Raw genomic sequence first — 17,188 nt, forward strand, 5'->3', positions numbered from 1 at the left:
GTTTCGTCGAACGAACGCGCGATGCTTCACGCTTTCGTGGACGCCGTCCCGGCCCATTCCGGACACCGCTTCGCGCGGCCGCGGATCGACGGTGTCACGGCCCCGGCTTGCGCCAGACGAAGACTTCGGTGCTCGGTCCCCGTTCGGAGAACCGACCGGACGGCGAGGCCTCCCGGAGCAGCCGTTCGAGGTCCGCTTCGAAGGCGTCGCGGCGCCCGCCGAACAGGTGGGGTGCGGAGAACGAGTGGGAGAAGACCCACGCGACGACGTCCTCGCGGGTGCGGACCAGCGCCTGGCCGCCCGGCACCACGAGCCGCCGGGGACCGGCGAATCCGGCGCGGGCCAGTACGGCGGCCTCCTCGCCGGGTGTTCCGTGCGGGCGCACTCCCCGGCCCGCCCGCCGGACCGGCCCGAGGTAGCGCCCGGTCAGGCTGGTGACGGCGGCGTACGGGACCGCGGGGTGGGGCAGGCCGTCGGCGGTCCGGGTCTCCGTCTTCAGGTCCGCGATGTGCAGGAGGGCCCCGCCGGGTACGAGCATGTCCTTGACGGCCGACGCCACCGGATCGCGGTCCATCCAGTGGAAGGACTGGCCGAAGGTCGCGACGGTGAAGGTCCCCAGGCCCGCCGGCAGTTCCTCGGCCCTGGCCCGGACCCACCGGATCCTGGTGGAGACGCCCGCCTCGCCCGCCCGCCGCTCGGCCTCCGCGACCATGCCGTGGTCCGGGTCCACACCGACCACCTCACCGAACAGGTGCGCCAGGCTCAGGGCGACGGTGCCCGGTCCGCATCCCACGTCGAGAAGGCGTCCCCGGCCATCGAGGCCCAGGGTCTCGGCCAGTACGCCGGGGAGTCCGGGCGCGTACGGGAGCCTCCCCCGCCAGTAGTACGGGGCCGACCCCAGGAACAGCGTCTCGTCCCACTCCCAGCCCTCAGGCATGCCGCCCGCGCCCCTTCCGTACCCGTGCGCCTTTCCGGGCACCGACGTGCCACCCCCGCCACCGCGATGATTCCACAGCGCCGGCGTGGGGCGCCGGGGGTGGTGCGTATGCGAACCAGTACCAGGCACACGGCACCGACCCGGCGCAGACTGGAACCATGAAGCATCACGGCGACGCACCTGGCCGGAACGAACTGGGGGACTTCCTGCGCGCGCGCCGCGCCGCGCTCGACCCCCGCCGGACGGGTGTGCCGGACGACGGCCGCCCGCGCCGGGTGCCGGGTCTGCGCAGGGAGGAGCTGGCGCAACTCGCCCATGTGAGTCCCGACTACATCGTCCGGCTGGAGCAGGGCAGGACCCGCCGGGTGTCCCGCCCGGTCCTCGACGCGCTCGCGGACGCGCTCCGGCTGGCGCCGGACGAACGGTCGTACCTCTTCGCGGTGGCCGACGTCACCCAGGCCGCCCTCGCGCGGCAGCCGGCCGAGCAGCGCGTCGATCCGCGGCTGCTGCGGCTGCTCGACGGCATGCCCGGCATCCCGGCCCTGGTCCTCGGGCGGCGGCAGGACGTCCTGGCCTGGAATTCCGCCGCGGCGGCCCTGCTGACCGACTTCGGCGCACTGCCGCCACGGGAGCGCAACCTGTTCCGGTTGACCTTCCTCGACGAGGCGTTCCGTTCCCTGTACGCGGACTGGCCCCGCGTCGCGCGTGAGTGCGTCGCGGTCCTGCGGATGGAGGCGGGCCGCAACCCCGACGATCCCGTCCTGGCCGCGCTGGTGGGTGAACTCAGCGTCCGTGACCCGGACTTCAGGACCTGGTGGGCAAGCCATCGGGTACGGGGGCCACGAGAGCTGACCAAGACCTACCGCCACCCGGTGGTGGGCACCCTCACCCTCGACGTACAGCAGCTCTCCGTCGACGCCGAGCCCGACCAGCGTCTGATCACGTACACCGCGCCACCCGGCAGCCCCGCCGAGGAAGCGCTCCACTTCCTCCTCCACTGGACCGACAGCGGATCCAGGGGGCGTCCTGCCGACGAGCCCGGCCCGATCGGCAAAACATCCCCTAGGCGCGTTGGTGATGCGCGAGCAGTCGACTGAGCAGGTGGGTCAAGGTCTGCCTGTCCTCGGCCGAAAGCGGGGCCAAGAGGTCGTCCTGCACCCCGTCGAGCGCTCGGTCCAGCCGTCCCAGTTGCCGGCGTCCCGCAGGGGTGAGCGTCACCTGGTTACGCCTCCGGTCGTCCGGGTCGGGCGTCCGCTCGACGCAGTCCTGCTCCGCCAGCTCGTTGATCGCCGCCACGACGTCGCTGCGGTCCATGCTGCACCGGCGGCCCAGTTCGGCCTGACTGGCCACCCCGAACTCGTCCAGCGCGGCCAGGATCCGGTAGTGGTATCCGCGCGCGCCCACCGTGCCGAAGCCGTCGGAGGCCAACCGGTGCGCGTACACCGCCACTTGGGTGAGCAGCCAACTCGGCTTCGCGGTCAGGTGCGCGGGGGTCTCTTCCACGGCAGCCAGCCTACATCGTTGGCAGCGCCAATGAATGTCTGTAGGGTTGGCCGCGCCAATGTTGGACCTGCCAACATTGGACCCGCCAACGAAAGGGTACCCCTTGTCCACCACCACCGTGATCGCCGACCGTATCGAGATAGCCGACCTGTTCGCCCGCTTCGCGCTCCTGCTCGACGAGAAGCGGTGGGACGACGCGGACACCGTCTTCACGGACGACGTGACGGCCCACTCGCCGCGCTCGGGCGAGGTCCACGGCCTCGACACGCTCGTCGGTTTCATGCGCCGGGCCGGGGCCGACGGCGAGCGCACCCAGCACCTCACCACCGACCTGCTGGTGGACGTGGACGGCGACCGGGCGGCGGCCTCCGCGAACTCCCTCGTCCACTTCTCCCGCGACGGCGGGGCACCCCACCTGTCCAGCGGCCTGCGCGTGGTCTGCACCGTGGTCCGGACGCCGGCCGGCTGGCGGATCCGCGAGTCGCGGACCGTGGTCATCTGGACGCGTCAGGAGTGAGGGGCAGGGGCGCCCGTGCTCGACGCGGGTGTCCGCCCGCGGGAGGGACGCGATTCGCGTGAGTGGCGAGCGGGAGGGCGTGCTCGGGCAGAACTGGTCGTACGGGGGGCACGCCCGTGCGCTGACCGGGCCGCGGTCCGCCCCGGTCCGGTGCGGGTCCGCCGGCTCTCTCCGGCTTTCCGGTGCCGGGCCGTGCCTTGTACTGGTCCGCATAGGCAACACCCTCCCTGGCACCCCGCCCGCCACGGCGTGACAGTGGAGGGAGGCCGGTGGACGGCTGCTCCGCCCGCCGGGGCACGCGCCGCCGGTCTCCCGGTCCGGACAAGCTCGGAGAAGATCATTATGAGGACAGACGTCACCTTCCCCAGCGGCGGGCTGATGCTCGCCGGCCACCTCCACACCCCGGACGGCCCTGTCACCGCCTCCGCCTCGGGGGACGGGATCCGTAACCCCTTGCCGGCGATCGTCGTCGGTCACCCCGCGAGCGGCGTCAAGGAGCAGGCGGCGGGCCTGTACGCCGCGCGCCTGGCCCGCGAGGGGTTTGTCGCCCTCGCCTTCGACGCCGCCCACCAGGGCGAGAGCGAAGGCACCCCGCGCGGTCTGGAGGACCCCGCCCACCGTGTCGAGGACATCAAGGCCGCCGTCTCGTTCCTCAGTACGCGCGCCGAGGTGGACCCGGACCGGATCGGCGCTCTCGGGATCTGCGCCTCCGGCGGCTATGTCGTCCCGGCCGCCGCCACCGACCACCGGATCAGGGCCGTCGCCACCGTCAGCGCCGCCGATGTCGGCCGCCAGTTCCGTGAGGGCGCCGACGGTACGCAGGACCCCGCGGTCGTCCAGGGGATGCTCGACGCGGCCGCCGCGGCCCGGACCGCCGAGGCCCGGGGCGGGGGTGCCGGCGAGTTCCCGATCTTTCCGGCCACGGAGGAAGAGGCCAGGGCGCTGGGGCAACACGCCTTCGAGGGCTGGGAGTACTACCGTACCGACCGCGCGCGGCACCCGCGTTCGGCGACGTCGTTCACCTGGAACAGCGTCGACCGCATCGTGCCCTTCGAGCCGTTCCGCTTCATCTCGCTGATCGCCCCGCGCCCGCTGCTCATGATCGTCGGAACGGAGGCGGTGACCTCGCACATGACCACCGAGGCGTTCGCGGACGCGCGGGAGCCCAAACGGCTCCGCCGGATCGACGGCGCCAGTCATGTCGACCTGTACGACAAAGACACGTACGTCACCCCGGCGGTGGCCGAGCTGGCCGACTTCTTCGGGAGCTGGCTGGGGGCGCCGGCGCCGGTGGACCGACAAGGGGACCGTACGCAAGGGGAACGTACGGGGGTCGAGTGACCGTTGAGCGTCCGACGGCGGGACAGCCCGACGGTCGACAGGCAGAGGGAGGCCCGGTGTCCGGGCCAGACATGACGCGGGGCGCGCGCCTCACCGCCCACGGGGCGGCGGCCGTTCGGGCTCGCGTGGAGGGCCTCCGGCGGTCGTCGGCGAGCGTCGCCCTGTTCCTGGAGTACGTCCCGCGCACGCTCCACGGGTGGCTCGGCGAGCGGATGGACGCCGACGACGAGGCCGCGGACCGGGCCTGCGCCATGGTGGAGCGGGGCCTGGAGGCCGGGATCTCGTTCATGAACGCGCGCGGACTGCTCCACTTCGACGTCCACTTCGAGAACATCCTCACCGACGGCCGGCGCCTCTACTTCGCGGACTACGGCCTCGCGGTCTCCTCCCGGTTCGAACTGGCGCGGGACGAGGCCGACTTCTTCGCCCGCCACCGGACCTACGACCGCTGTTACAGCGTCTCGTACCTGGTGAACTGGCTGGTGACGGACGTGTACGGGTACGGGAGGGACGAGCGCGAGGCGCGGGTGCGCGCGTACGCCCGGGGTGAACGCCCCACGGGAATGCCCGGGACGGCCGCCGCGATCGTCGCGCGCCACGCGCCGCGGTGATGGCGGAGGAGATCCGCCGTACGGAACAACGCTGGGCCCCGACCCGGTACTGGTCCGGGTCGGGGCCCTGCTGTCCGCGCGAGGCAAGCGACGTCGACAGCTCAGTGGCCGCCGGGCGTCATCACCGCGTGGACCGCGGCGGAACCGTCCCTCACAGGGCGGCGCCACCGGCGGCCGACCCGACGACGCTCTCCAGCAGTTCGTCCAACTTCACCTCGGTGGCCCCGGCGGGCGCCGTGGCCTTCTCGCCCTTGCTCATCCGCAGCACCAGCGCGAGCTTCTTCACCTTCGGGTTCTCGGCCAGCTTCGCGACGTCCACGGACACCTCGGTGAGCGCGCCGTTCTTGAGGGCGAAGTCCGCCGCGACCTTGACGTTCGGCGCGTCCTTGAAGTCCTTGTCCGCCGGGAACTCGATGCCCGCGGGGAGTTCCTTCGCGAGCGGGCGGATCCCGTCGAAGAGGCCGGTGATCAGCGTACGGAAGGGAGCGGTGGCGGTGACGTGCTCCGTACCGTCCGCCTCGCCCGCGGTCTTGAACTCGACCTCACGGGCGATGACGCCGCGCAGGGCCTTCACCATCTTGTTCTGCGTCGTGGCGTCGAGCGTGGGCGCCGCCGAGGGCTCACCCGGTTTCACGGCGCTCTGCTGGAGGTCCTTCGTCGCGACCTTGACCCATTCGCCCTCAAGGATCTTCTTGAGCGCGCCTGCCTCCTCGGGCAGTTCGTCCGCGGGCGGCGCGGGGGTGCCCATCGCACCGGAAAGGGTGGCCACGTCGGCGCGGAGGTACGTGTAGTCGCCGACGACCCGGTACTCCAGCAGGTCGCCCTCGGGGCTGCTGACCTTCATGGCCACGCCGGTGAAGTCCTTCTCGCCGGACTCGGCGAGCGGCTTCTTCGACTGGACGGAGAGGGAGATCGTGGCACCGCTGAACAACTCGGCCACCTTCTCCGGCATTTCCTCGCCCGGCGCCGCGTCCGCGTCCAGCGCCCGCAACGTCTTGGCGTCGGCGTCCAGGTCCAGCTCGAAGGAGAGCGAGCGTTCGGCGCCGAGCTTGTCGAAGGCACGGTCGAGCTTCTGCCCGGCGGAGAGGTTCTCCACCGTGCCGCAGGCGGCGGAGCCCGCCAGGACCGCCGTGACGACGACGGTGGCGGTCATGGTCTTGCGTATAACAGAAATGGTGATCTCCTCATGGGTACGACCAAGGTGCTGGTCACCCCTAAGACCCCCGGGCCCGCCGCGAAGTTGCACGTGCACGCGCAGTCGTGACCAGTTCGTTGCCGTACGGCACGTTCACCGGCGCGCGGGCCGCGGCTTCCGGGCACAGATCCATTGTCCCGGTGCCCGGAGGCCCCTGTCACCGTTCTCCGGAATGATCTTTCCACCCGATATGCGCCTTTAGAGTTTCCGGCAGCAGGCACAACGCACCGACCGGACCTGGGAGTTGGAAATGGCGCACGACCTTGCCGCGCTGGCGGCGGAACTCACGGACATGGCCGCGGCCGATCAGCGGGCCTCCATGGGCGCGAACAGCGACGATCCGTCGGAGCGGTTGGCGTGGCGCCGGCTGACCGCACGGCACGGTGACCGGCTCGCCGAGATCATGGACGTGTACGGCTGGCCGGCGGCGGAGCGGGTCGGCGAAGAGGCCGCACGCGCGGCGTGGCTGATCGCCCAGCACGCCGACCGGCAGCTCGACGTCCAGCGGCGCGCCCTGGAACTGATGGAGCAGGCGGTGCCGGCCGGCTCGGCGGCCCGCCGCGAGCTGGCCTTTCTGCGCGACCGGACGCTCGTCAACGAGGGCCGCGAACAGATCTACGGCACGCAGATCGCCGGCGTGAAGGACGGAGCACCGGTTCCCTGGCCCTGCGAGGAGCCGGAGCGTATGGACGAACTCCGTGCGGAGGTGGGCATCGAGCCCTTCGACGAGTACGTCGCCGGCTTCGCGACGACCTGATACCCGCGTCCGTCAGAAGCCCGCCGCCGCGGCCTCCGCCACCGCCTGGTCCTCGTCGCCCGAGCCTCCGCTGACGCCGACTCCGCCGATCACCTTGCCGTCGCGGTAGAGCGGAATGCCACCGGCGAAGATCATGACCCGGCCCTGGTTGGATCCGCTGATACCGAAGAACTGCGCGCCCGGGCCCGCGTTGTCCGCGAGATCCTTGGTGGTGATGTCGAAGGCGCGGGCGGTGAAGGCCTTGTTGATGGAGATGTCGACGCTGCCGATCCAGGCGTCGTCCATCCGGATGTGGGCCACGAGATTTCCGCCGTGGTCCACCACGGCGATGTTGCTCGGCCGGCCGAGGTCCCGGGCCTTCTTCTCCCCGGCCTCGATCACCCGCCGGGCGTCGTCCAGGGAAACCGTCTCGATGGTGGTCATATCGCCCCGCCTCCCGTGGTCAGCGTCGCCGTCGTCCGGCCCGGGGAACGGAGACCGGCGCCCGGCGCTCCGTACCCCCTCAGCCCTTCCAGCGTCCCACGGCGGAACGATCTGTCAATTCATGGCCGCGGCTCGTCACCCCGCCGCCCGGTGGGGCGTCTTGCGGCTCGCGCAACCGATGCACGTGCGCGCCGTGGGGCGGGCGGTGAGCCTCTCCGCGGAGATCGGGCCTCCGCAGCGCTCACAGACCCAGTACTCGCCGGTACGGATGCGCTCGGCGGCCCGTTCCAGGTCGTCGAGATCGGCGTGGGCCTGCTTCAGGACGTCCCGCAGCTGCGCCCGCTCGAACGCGACCGTGGCGCCCTCCGGATCGTGCTCGTCGTCGGTGGCCACCAGCGCAGAGGCCTGCACGACGTCGTCCCACAGGCGGGTCAGCGACTCGATCAGCCGCGCGCTGCCCGCCCGGGCCTCGTCGATCGCTTCCGTGGCCGCCCTCCGCTGGGTCGGTGAGCCCCCGGCACTGTTCGTACGACTTTCCATGGCACATACCAACAAAACACACCGATCGACCATTCCGGCCTTCCGGTGGTGACGGGAGTGACAGGAGTGACGGGGGCGACGGGGGTGGTCACGTGCCGATGGCGTCCAGCTCGGCGACCGCGTCGGCCGGCAGCTCCAGCTCCGCCGCGGCGACGTTCTCGCGCAGGTGGGCGACCGAGGAGGTGCCGGGGATCAGGACGGTGGTGGCGGACCGCTGGAGGAGCCAGGCGAGGGCGACCTGCTGGGGCGAGGCGTCCAGGCGGGCGGCGACGTCGGTGAGCGTCCGGGACTGGAGCGGGGTGTAGCCGCCGAGGGGGAAGAACGAGGCGAAGGCGATGTTCTCGGCCGCGCAGCGGTCCACCAGCGCGTCGTCCTGGCGGTTCGCGAGGTTGTAGAGGTTCTGCACGGTGACGACCGGCGCGATCCCCTGCGCCTCGGTCAGCTGGGCGTCGGAGGCTCCGCTGAGGCCCAGGTGACGGATCAGGCCCTCCTGCCGCAGCTCCGCGAGCGCGCCGAACTCCTCCGCGATGGAGTCGTCGGACGTGCCCTCGACCGACGCGAGCCGCAGATTGACCACGTCCATGGCCTCCAGGCCGAGGTGTTCCAGGTTGTCCCGGACCTGGGCCTTGAGTTTCGCGGGCTCCAGTGACGGAACCCAGCCCCCGTCGCCGGTCCGGCGGGCGCCCACCTTGGTGACGATGTGCAGGCCGGCCGGGTACGGGAACAGCGCCTCCTTGATGATCTCGTTCACGACGACGGGACCGTAGTAGTCGCTGGTGTCGATGTGCGTGATCCCGAGGTCGACCGCCGCGCGCAGCACCGCGACCGCCTCGTCGCGGTTCTCGGGCGGCCCGAAGACGCCGGGGCCGGCCAGCTGCATGGCACCGTAACCGGCACGGCTGAGGGTGAGACCGTCGGCCGGAGTGAGAGCTCCGCCGGGGAGATTCGTGGCCATCTGTTCCTCCTGGAGCGTTTCGCGGCTTTTTCTTGCCCCATTCTGTCCCGGACGCGCCGGCCCGCACGTCGTGACCGCGGTCAGCGCAGGGCGGCCGCCTCCGTGACCGCCGCCCGTGACGCCTCCTCCACCAGCCGGATACCGGCCTCCTGGGTGGTGTGGCCGTTCGTCAGGACCGCCAGGAAGTAGGACCGGGGGCCGATCTCGATCCGGCCGATGCTGTTGACGTCCCACTTCTTGGTCAGGGACCGTTCCAGCCAGCCGTTCTTGAGGGCGGTCGCCGCCGGGTCGTCCGCCGCGGCGGAGACGCCCCAGTCCTGTCCCGGGGCTATGTGGTGCATGAGCTTCTGGATGTACGCCCGCGATGGTGGCGTGAGCGGCGACTTGGCGTCGAACACGCTCTGGAGCAGCCGTACTTGATCCGCGGCCGTGGTCTGGCTCACGCCCCAGACCGTGCCGCCTCCGCCCCGGGTGTCGAGGAGGCCGAGCCGCCGGTTGGCCGCGTCGAGCCCGGTCGCGCTTCCGATGACGGTCCACAGCGCGCTGGTCGCGTCGTTGTCGCTGTTCTCGATCATGTCGGTGGCGTACGCCTGCTCCTTCGCGGTCAGCTCCCGCCCGGCGTCCTGCGCCTGGAGCAGGAGCGTGGCGAGGATGTCGACCTTGACGATGCTGGCCGTGTCGAAGGCGCCTTCGCCGTACGTGGCCCACTTGCCGCTCGTCGTGTCCAGCAGCGCCACGGACAGCCCCCGCCCGGCCAGGCCCGCGGTGATGTCGGCCAGCGCCGGTGCCAGGTCCGCCGGGGCGGGGGTCGGGGACGGGGTCGGCGCGACGCCGGAGGACACCTCGTTCTTGGCCTCGGCGCTCTCGCCGCCGCCCTCGCCCTGGCTGCTCGCGGCGCCGTACGTGGCGACGGCGACCGCGATCAGCACGGCGCCGGCCGCCGTCCACACCACCCGCCGTCTCCTGGCCCTTCGGCGGCGCCGCTGTTCCCTGCGGGAGCGGGAACGCGAGCGGGAAGGGCGCCGGCCAGGCATGTCCTCATGCACGCGTTCGATGGTAATCGAGGGTCAGTTCGATGTTTTTGGGCGCATTCACCCGGGATGTCGGTACGCCGGAGGCGCGTCACGCCCGACGCGCGCTCGGGCCCATGTCTCCCCGCCGCACGCCCTCTTGGGCGGGGGTTCCGGCACGGCCGGACCGCCTCACGGGGCCGGCGGCCGGAGTCGTACGGCACCGCCCCCGGCGACCGTGTCGTACGCGTCACACCACCGGCGTCACAGCACCGGCGTCACAGCACGTCAAGGGACCGCTTGCGGACCGGGGCCGGAAAGGCCCGGTCGAGGGTACGGAGATCGTCGTCCGTCAGGTGGAGGTCCAGGGCCGCGTGGTTCTCCTCGACGTGCGCGACGGTCGACGCCTTGGGGATCGCCACGACGTCGTCGCGGCGCAGCACCCAGGCCAGGGCCACCTGGGCGGGCGAGGCGCCGCGTGCGGCGGCCACCGCTTTAAGCGTCTTGTGACCGAGCAGGCGGCCCTGTTCCACCGGTGAGTACGCCATGACCGGGACGCCCAGTTCCCGGCAACGGGGAAAGAGGTCGAACTCCGGGCCCCGCCTGGTCAGGTTGTAGAGCACCTGATCGGTCTCCGGGCGCGCGCCCGCGGGCAGCTCCGCGAGGTCGGCGACGTCCAGATTGCTCACCCCCCAGGCACCGACGCTGCCCTCCGACACCAGCGCTTCCATGGCCCCGACGGTCTCGTCCAGCGGAACACTCCCCCGCCAGTGCAGCAGGTAGAGATCGATCCGGTCGGTCCCCAGGCGGCGCAGGCCCGCGTGACAGGCCTCGGCCGTACCCCTTCGGTCGGCGTTGTACGGCAGCACCTTGCTCACGAGGAACGTGTCGTCCCGCCGGCCGCGGATCGCTTCGCCGACCAGCTCCTCGGCGGCGCCGCTTCCGTACATCTCCGCCGTGTCGATGACGGTCAGCCCCAGGTCCAGACCCCTCCGCAGAGCGGCGATCTCCTCGGGGCGCCGTGCGGGGTCCTCGCCCATGCGCCAGGTGCCCTGTCCCAGGGCCGGGACCTCCGCCCCGGAGGGGAACCGTACGGTCCGCACCGCTGTCATGGTCAGCTCCTTCTCGGAGATCGGGTGGTCACCATGCTCGCAGACCGCCGGATCTCCTCCCCCTCCCCTCCTGCCTGGTATCAGTGGTAGCTTCGATACCATGAGTGAGTCCAAAGGAGCCATGAGCCTGCGTTTCCCCGATCCACGACAGCGCTCCGCCATCGCGGCGGCGGCCAAGGCGGCGGGGATCAGCATGCAGGAGTACATCCTGTCCGCCGCCTACGAGCGCGCCACCGCCGTCGAGAACACCTTCCTCGACGGCTTCAAGACGTCGATGGCCCGGAGCGGCGCGGCGTTCGACGCCGAGCCCAGCAGCGTCGACCCCACGCCGGAGCAGCGCGCCGCGGACCAGCAGGCCCGCCAGGAGCTGGCCCGGCGGGAGCAGGGTCACGCCGCGTGAGTGAGCAGGAACCACAGATCGACGTCTCGTACCTGCTGCACGCGGCGGAGCTGCTTCCCCGTGATCCGCAGGTCGACGACTACGGCCCGCTCCACGCCGCCGTCGCCCGCGTCCACGCGCGGGCCATGGACCGCGACATCTACGGCTCGCACCACCTCAAGGCCGCGGCCCTGCTCCAGACGCTCGTCAGGCTGCCCTGCCTGGAACACTCCAACGAGGCGTTCGCCTGGCACGCCGCGGAGGCGTTCCTCTCCCTGTACGGCCACCGCCTCGACTACGAGCCGAAGGCGGCGCCCGCTCTGGTCCGCGACACGGTCGCGGGGACGGTGGGGGTCGCGCAGATCGCCCGGCAGCTCCACGCGTGGACCGTCGGCTGATGACGAGGCCGGCCCGCCCGGGTCGGTACCCGGGCGGGTCGGCTCCTGTCAGGTCCCCGTCTCCCAGGGCCAGGTCGCGTCCCGGCCCGATTCGAAGAGCGGGATCGTCCCGAACGCCTGGTCGGTGAGGCCTCCGAACGTGTGCCGGCCGCAGGTGCCCGACGGCATGGCGCCTTCCTTGTAGCCCGCCATGTTCCACATGTAGACGGGAACGTTCTTCGGGACGAGGTCGTCGATCTCCGTCTCCGCCATGCCGCCGTGGCTCCCGCAGTTGGAGGGGAGCCAGCCGGGGCGGGTCTGTTCGTCGGTGACGATGACGACCCGGCTGTGTCCGGCGTAGTGCCGCCGCACGGCGGACGGGACGTCCGTGCCGTCGATCCTGCCGAACGCGTCGATGAGCCTGAGGACACTGCCGCCCTTCGGTACGTCGACGGTCCGGGAGCGCATGCCGAACTCGATCAGCGTGGGCGCCGCGGCCCGGGTGGCCAGGGCGGCCCCGAACACGGCCGCCTGCTCGGCGAGGGGGATGTCCGACGTGTGGGGCGTGGAGTACGGCAGCCCCGGGAACATGGACGGCGACCGGTCCACGAGGATCAGGGTCCGCCCGTCGAGGGCGGGCACGTGGGCGAGCGACGCGTTGAGCGCCCGGTCGAGCGCGTGTCCCCAGCGGAGCGACAGGGCGTGCCGGTGGGCGGCCCAGAACCGGAACGGGAACATGCGGGAGCGGGCGACCTGTTCGGGGTCGGCGATCTTCCGTACGACCGTCTCGGCGACCTCGTCGCCGACCCCGGCCCGGTCGAAGTTCCTGAGGTTCCGGCACAGGGCCATCAGGCCCATCGACGGGATGACCGCCTCCCAGGCCGCCGCGTCCAGGGGACCCTGGAGCCAGCCGGCCAGCGCCTCCCACGTCATCCCCGCGGCCCTGAGGACGGCCGGGGCGTCGGCGCCTCTGAGCAGCGCGCGCCGGTCGGCGACCGGGACGGCCATCAGACGGGCGCGGGCGCGCAGGGTCGTGAGCTGCTCGGGTATGTCGTCGCCGCGGTTCATCCGGCGGTCGATGGAGTGCTTGAACAGGGCGCCCTGCCACGGTTTGTCCGGCGCGGGCGCGGGGTGGACGAGGTTGAGGACGTCGCCGAAACGGTAGCCCTTGGAGTCGGTGTCGTACCTGAGGAGCGCCCGTTCCGTGTACAGCCGCCGGACGGCGTCGGCGAGGCCGCGCTTGACGGGCTTGGGGAGCGCGCGGCCGTGGTGGGCGGTCCAGTGGGCGAGGAACTCCCCCGGCTCGTCGGCGCGCTGGAGCACGGAGTCGATGACCTGCCGGGAGTGGCCGGGGGCCTGGTAGCGGAGGCGGGCGGCGGTGAACTCGGCGGCCCCGACCAGCGCCGCCGTACGCATGTGGGCCTCGCCGCGGAGCCACGTGAGGAGTCCGGCCACCCAGGCCGGGTCCTCGACGGCCAGCCGCTGGACGAGGTGGGTGTACCGCTCGTCGCGCCGACCGCCCTTCTCGTAGAAGGTGTCGACGCCGACGAAGTTGCTCACCGCGAGGAGGAACAGCTCGCTCCTGGCGTCGCGGAGGTGTCCCGTGCCGCCCTCGTGGGTGGTGGTGTGCTCGCCGGTCGTCCGCACGGGCGAGGTGGCGGACGGACGTGCGCCGCGCTGGTTGAAACGGGACAAGGGAAACCCCCCTCGGACGGAGGGGAGGCGCAGCGGTGGGGTGCCCGAGATCAAGGTCGGCCGGGGAGCCAAGGTGCTCTACCAACTGAGCTACAGGCGCCAAAGCGCCTGACGGGAGTCGAACCCGCGACCACCCCATGTGCAGTGGAAGTATCCCCGGCCTGCGCACCGGGCACCCCGGTGCTGTGCCTCCCGAGATCGAAGCGGCGTCGGTTCCGCGGGGGTCGAGTCCGCGCGCCCGGGGGCGCTTCGACCGGAGAAGCACCGGAGAAGCAACCGACACCCGCGCACCGGGAGGTGCGTGCGTGTTGTAATGCCGCCACTCTAACCACCGTTCGCCACACCCGCGTTGGCATTTTCCGTCGCACGCGGGGGCGGTCGCGGGCCGGCGTGGGCGGCTCTACGACCGTCCCGGACGGCCCAGGAGCCAGAGCAGGTACGGGCCTCCGACCAGCGCGGTGAGCGCCCCCACGGGGATCTCCAGCGGTGGCATGACCGTACGGGCCGCGAGGTCCGCCGCGACCACGACGACCGCGCCCGTCAGCGCCGAGCCGACGAGGGGGAGTTGGGGGGTACGGGTGAGGCGCCGGGCCAGCTGCGGGGCGGTGAGCGCGACAAAGCCGATCGGTCCCGCGGCGCCCGTGGCGGTGGCCGCGAGGACCACGCCCAGGGCGGTCAGGCCGAGTTGGGTCCGCCGCACCCGCACGCCGAGCCCGGCGGCGGTGTCGTCGTCGAGGGCGAGCGGGCGCATGGCACGGTTCGCCCACACCAGGCCGGGCAGGCAGAGGACCAGCACCAAGGCGAGGGGGACCGCCTGGTCCCGGCCACGTCCGCTGAGGCTGCCGGTGAGCCACAGTTTGACCTGCTCGGCGGCGCCCAGTTCGCTCTCGGTGAGGTAGAGCTGCACCACGGCCGAGAGCGCGACCCCGATGCCCACGCCGGTCAGCACGAAGCTGCTCGTCCGCATGCCCCGCCGCCACGCGACGGCATAAACGAGCGCCGCCGCGCCGAGACCGCCGGCCACCGACACGGCGGGCAGCGCGCCGGGCGAGGCGGCGGTTCCGGTGGCGAGCGCCAGCACGGTGGCGGCCGCGGCGCCGTGCCCGACCCCGATGACGTCGGGGCTGGCGAGGGGGTTGCGGGTGACCGTCTGCACCAGCGCGCCGGAGAGCCCGAGCGCGGCGCCGACCAGGGCCCCGAGCGCGATGCGCGGCACGCGTAGTTCGCCCACGACCAGGGCGTACGGGCTGGGCTCGCCGCGCAGCACACGCCAGACCCCGTCCGGCGGCACGTAGGTCTGCCCGACACTGGCCGACACGGCGGCGACGGCCACCAGCAGGACGAGCAGCACGCAGGCGACCGCGGCCGAACGGCGGTGCAGGAGAAGGGAGAAGCGGCGGCGGCGCAGCACGCGCAGCCCGGCCGCGTGGGGGTGACGGGTGACCAGGGTGTCCCGGCCGGGCGGAGGCGCCGGGGGCCGCTTCGCCAGGCCGGCCCTCACGCGCCCGCTCCCTTGCGGCGTACGAGCACGATCAGCACCGGCACGCCCACGAGCGCCGTCATCACCCCGGCCGGAACCTCCGCCGGCGCGCGGACGACGCGTCCGGCGACGTCGGCCGCGAGCAGCAGGGAGGCGCCGAGCAGCGCGGACAGCGGGAGCATCCAGCGGTGGTCGCCGGAGACGAGCCGGCGGGCCAGGTGCGGCACGGCGAGGCCGATGAACGCGATCGGCCCCGACGCGGCGACGGCCGCCGCCGTGAGGACGGTCGCGCCGAGCGCCGCGCAGACCCGTACGAGCGGGACGTGGTGGCCGAGCGCGCGGGCCGTCTCGTCGCCGAGTGCCAGGGCGTCGAGACCGCGGGCGGAGCCGAGGACCAGCAGCGCGCCGGCGACCAGGAAGGGAAGCATCTGCCCGACGGTCCCGGCGTCGCGGCCGCTGAGCGCGCCGACCTGCCAGAAGCGGAACTGGTCGAGCGTGGCCGAACTCGACGTGAGGACCACGGTGGTGCCGCCCGCGACCATCGCGGACAGTGCCGTCCCGGCCAGCGCCAGTTTGACGGGCGAGGCACCGCCCCGGCCGCGGGTCGCGAGGGCGTACACGACGCAGGCGGCGGCCACGGCCCCGGCGAAGGCGTACCAGACGTAGCCGCCGAATCCGCTCGCCAGGCCCAGGGAGACGGCGAACACGACGCCGGCGGCGGCGCCTTGGCTCAGTCCGAGGATGCCGGGGTCCGCGAGCGGGTTGCGGGTGACCGCCTGGAGCGCGGCCCCCGCGAGGCCGAGGGCGGCACCCGCGGTGAGGCCGACGGCGGTACGGGGCAGGCGCAGCGACCGTACGACCAGCGCGTCCGGAGTCGTACCGCCGTGGAACACGGCGTCCACGACGGAAGGCAGGGCCACGGGACGGGTGCCGACGGCGAGGCTGAGCGCGCAGACGGCGGCGGTGAGGACGAGGGCGGCGGCCAGCCACGCGGTCCGGGACGCGGTGCGGGATGCGGTACGACGGGTCGGGGAACCCGGTGCACGGGTACGGGTTCCCCGGTCGGCCGGGCGGACCGCGGTCACGAGCCGATCGTGTCGGCGAGCTGCTTCACGACGATGCGGGCGGCGGCCGGCCCGGCGTTGAGGTACCAGGGGTCGTCGTCGACCTTGACGGCGTGACCGGCCTTGACGGCCTTCATCGACTTCCACAGGGGTCCGGCGAGTACGGACCCGGAGTCCGTCTTGCCGGGGTCGCCCTGCACCGAGTAGAAGATCCAGTCGCCGTCCGCGAGGTCGATGCGCTCGGCGCTGATGTCCTCCGAAATGGCGGTGAACCGCTGCGGCTCGGGGCGGCCGAGGCCCATGTCGACGGCGATCGAGCCGGTGAAGGAGGAGACGCCGAACATCCGGGTGCGGTCGGGGGTGAAGCGCACCATGGACACGGCGGTCTGCGCACCGCCGAGCTTCTTGCCCTGGGCGGCGGCGTCCGAGGTGAGGTCGTCCAGCAGCTTCTGGGCCTGCTCGCCCTTGCCGACCGCGTCACCGACCAGCAGGAGGTCCCGCTTCCAGTTGATGCCCTGGCCCTTGGTCACCACGGTGGGGGCGATCTTCGACAGCTTCGGGTACAGGTCGCCGAGGGAGTCGTTGGCCAGGATCAGATCGGGCTCGGCGGCTGCCAGCGTCTCCAGGTTGGGCGCGGCCCGGGTCCCGACGTCGGTCATCTTCCCGAGCTTCTGACCGTACCGCGGGAAAGCGTCCTTGAGGTAGTCCGGTACGAGCCCGGCGTTGTCGGCGCGCGTGGTGGCCGTGGGCACGATGCCGAGGGAGAGGAGGTCGTCGAGCTGGCCGGTGCTCAGCACGGCGATCCGCTCGGGTGCTTCCTTGATCGTCGTGGTGCCCTTGTAGTGCCCGACGGTCCGGGGGAAGACGCCGTCCGCGGCCTTCGCCCCCATGCCTGCGGCCATGGCGCTGGGCGCGGTGGATGGTCCCGCCGAGGCGCCGGCCACCAGGTTCCGGGAGCCGCCGGCGGCCTTCCCGTCCCCGGATCCGCTGCCGCCGCCGTCTCCGCCGTCGTCCCCGGCCGAACACCCGGCCAGCAGTCCCCCGACGAGGGACACGGTCACGACCGCTTTCCACCGGAACGTACGCACGCTGCTCTCCTCGCTCACTGATAAGGCGAGGCTTACCTTACACACGCTCTGTAGCGTCGGATCGGGGGGCCTGGCGCCCATGAGGCGACCAGCACGTCCCCCACCGTCTCCCCTCGCGTCCCGTGCGGACTCGTGGACGGCAACGTTCTGCCGGCGGGGGGGCGACCGCGTCCGGCGGCGTTTGTGGCTTCTGGCGGGACGACG

The 17,188-nt window shown here is 72.5% G+C and carries 18 protein-coding genes and 1 pseudogene; 7 read left to right on the plus strand and 12 right to left on the minus strand.

The window, feature by feature from the left end:
- Positions 1-94: 94 nt before the first annotated feature.
- The gene (locus ACIODU_RS25750) at positions 95-937 is read right to left on the minus strand and encodes a class I SAM-dependent methyltransferase (protein ID WP_401770096.1); all 843 of its coding nucleotides are present in this window, start codon (positions 935-937) and stop codon (positions 95-97) included.
- A gap of 158 nt (positions 938-1,095) precedes the next feature.
- Here ACIODU_RS25750 and ACIODU_RS25755 point away from each other — a divergent pair, with 158 nt between their 5' ends.
- Positions 1,096-2,034 (plus strand): helix-turn-helix transcriptional regulator, encoded by a 939-nt coding sequence (locus ACIODU_RS25755; protein WP_401770098.1) that lies wholly within the window; start codon positions 1,096-1,098, stop codon positions 2,032-2,034.
- Here ACIODU_RS25755 and ACIODU_RS25760 read toward each other — a convergent pair.
- A complete protein-coding gene (locus ACIODU_RS25760; RefSeq protein ID WP_401770100.1) occupies positions 2,000-2,440 on the minus strand; it encodes a MarR family winged helix-turn-helix transcriptional regulator in 441 nt (146 codons plus the stop codon). The two genes, ACIODU_RS25755 and ACIODU_RS25760, sit on opposite strands and share 35 nt — an antisense overlap.
- A gap of 103 nt (positions 2,441-2,543) precedes the next feature.
- Here ACIODU_RS25760 and ACIODU_RS25765 point away from each other — a divergent pair, with 103 nt between their 5' ends.
- The 3 genes and pseudogenes from ACIODU_RS25765 to ACIODU_RS25775 form a co-directional block, all read left to right on the plus strand.
- Positions 2,544-2,957 (plus strand): nuclear transport factor 2 family protein, encoded by a 414-nt coding sequence (locus tag ACIODU_RS25765; protein ID WP_401770102.1) that lies wholly within the window; start codon positions 2,544-2,546, stop codon positions 2,955-2,957.
- Positions 2,958-3,299: 342 nt separating this feature from the next.
- Positions 3,300-4,298: an alpha/beta hydrolase gene (locus ACIODU_RS25770; RefSeq protein ID WP_401770104.1), complete on the plus strand. Its 999-nt coding sequence runs from the start codon at positions 3,300-3,302 to the stop codon at positions 4,296-4,298.
- A gap of 101 nt (positions 4,299-4,399) precedes the next feature.
- Positions 4,400-4,903: pseudogene (locus ACIODU_RS25775) on the plus strand (protein kinase family protein); the annotation flags it as partial.
- Positions 4,904-5,060: 157 nt separating this feature from the next.
- On the opposite strand, the gene ACIODU_RS25780 reads toward ACIODU_RS25775, so the two are convergent.
- Positions 5,061-6,062 carry a hypothetical protein gene (locus ACIODU_RS25780; RefSeq protein ID WP_401770106.1) on the minus strand — a complete coding sequence of 334 codons (1,002 nt, stop codon included), beginning with the start codon at positions 6,060-6,062 and terminating at the stop codon, positions 5,061-5,063.
- Positions 6,063-6,354: 292 nt separating this feature from the next.
- Between ACIODU_RS25780 and ACIODU_RS25785 the strand changes: the two genes are divergently transcribed.
- On the plus strand, positions 6,355-6,861 hold the full coding sequence (locus ACIODU_RS25785; protein ID WP_401770108.1) for a DUF6624 domain-containing protein: 507 nt from the start codon (positions 6,355-6,357) through the stop codon (positions 6,859-6,861).
- Positions 6,862-6,873: 12 nt separating this feature from the next.
- On the opposite strand, the gene ACIODU_RS25790 is transcribed toward ACIODU_RS25785, so the two are convergent.
- The 5 genes from ACIODU_RS25790 to ACIODU_RS25810 form a co-directional block, all read right to left on the minus strand.
- Positions 6,874-7,284 (minus strand): heme-binding protein, encoded by a 411-nt coding sequence (locus ACIODU_RS25790; RefSeq protein ID WP_356421578.1) that lies wholly within the window; start codon positions 7,282-7,284, stop codon positions 6,874-6,876.
- 135 nt (positions 7,285-7,419) lie between these two features.
- A complete protein-coding gene (locus ACIODU_RS25795) occupies positions 7,420-7,824 on the minus strand; it encodes a TraR/DksA C4-type zinc finger protein (protein WP_356421575.1) in 405 nt (134 codons plus the stop codon).
- A gap of 88 nt (positions 7,825-7,912) precedes the next feature.
- Positions 7,913-8,779, minus strand: coding sequence for an oxidoreductase (locus ACIODU_RS25800; protein ID WP_401770110.1), 867 nt, complete (start codon positions 8,777-8,779; stop codon positions 7,913-7,915).
- An 80-nt stretch (positions 8,780-8,859) separates the two neighbouring features.
- Positions 8,860-9,732 (minus strand): serine hydrolase, encoded by an 873-nt coding sequence (locus ACIODU_RS25805; protein WP_401770111.1) that lies wholly within the window; start codon positions 9,730-9,732, stop codon positions 8,860-8,862.
- A 335-nt stretch (positions 9,733-10,067) separates the two neighbouring features.
- The gene (locus ACIODU_RS25810; protein WP_401770113.1) at positions 10,068-10,901 is read right to left on the minus strand and encodes an aldo/keto reductase; all 834 of its coding nucleotides are present in this window, start codon (positions 10,899-10,901) and stop codon (positions 10,068-10,070) included.
- Between the two features lie 100 nt (positions 10,902-11,001).
- Between ACIODU_RS25810 and ACIODU_RS25815 the strand changes: the two genes are divergently transcribed.
- A complete protein-coding gene (locus ACIODU_RS25815; protein ID WP_401770115.1) occupies positions 11,002-11,301 on the plus strand; it encodes a DUF1778 domain-containing protein in 300 nt (99 codons plus the stop codon).
- On the plus strand, positions 11,298-11,678 hold the full coding sequence (locus tag ACIODU_RS25820) for a fic family toxin-antitoxin system, toxin component (RefSeq protein WP_401770117.1): 381 nt from the start codon (positions 11,298-11,300) through the stop codon (positions 11,676-11,678). Before ACIODU_RS25815 ends, ACIODU_RS25820 begins: the two co-directional genes overlap by 4 nt.
- A 48-nt stretch (positions 11,679-11,726) precedes the next feature.
- Here ACIODU_RS25820 and ACIODU_RS25825 read toward each other — a convergent pair whose 3' ends face one another.
- The 4 genes from ACIODU_RS25825 to ACIODU_RS25840 form a co-directional block, all read right to left on the minus strand.
- On the minus strand, positions 11,727-13,352 hold the full coding sequence (locus ACIODU_RS25825; RefSeq protein WP_401770119.1) for a TROVE domain-containing protein: 1,626 nt from the start codon (positions 13,350-13,352) through the stop codon (positions 11,727-11,729).
- A 400-nt stretch (positions 13,353-13,752) separates the two neighbouring features.
- The gene (locus tag ACIODU_RS25830) at positions 13,753-14,799 is read right to left on the minus strand and encodes an iron ABC transporter permease (protein WP_356421725.1); all 1,047 of its coding nucleotides are present in this window, start codon (positions 14,797-14,799) and stop codon (positions 13,753-13,755) included.
- 50 nt (positions 14,800-14,849) lie between these two features.
- Positions 14,850-15,818, minus strand: a complete 969-nt coding sequence (locus ACIODU_RS25835) for a FecCD family ABC transporter permease (protein ID WP_401770266.1) — start codon at positions 15,816-15,818, stop codon at positions 14,850-14,852.
- A gap of 95 nt (positions 15,819-15,913) precedes the next feature.
- Positions 15,914-16,984 (minus strand): ABC transporter substrate-binding protein, encoded by a 1,071-nt coding sequence (locus tag ACIODU_RS25840; protein ID WP_401770121.1) that lies wholly within the window; start codon positions 16,982-16,984, stop codon positions 15,914-15,916.
- Positions 16,985-17,188: the final 204 nt, after the last annotated feature.

The sequence above is a fragment of the Streptomyces sp. NPDC088261 genome (assembly GCF_044740805.1).
Lineage (GTDB): Bacteria > Actinomycetota > Actinomycetes > Streptomycetales > Streptomycetaceae > Streptomyces.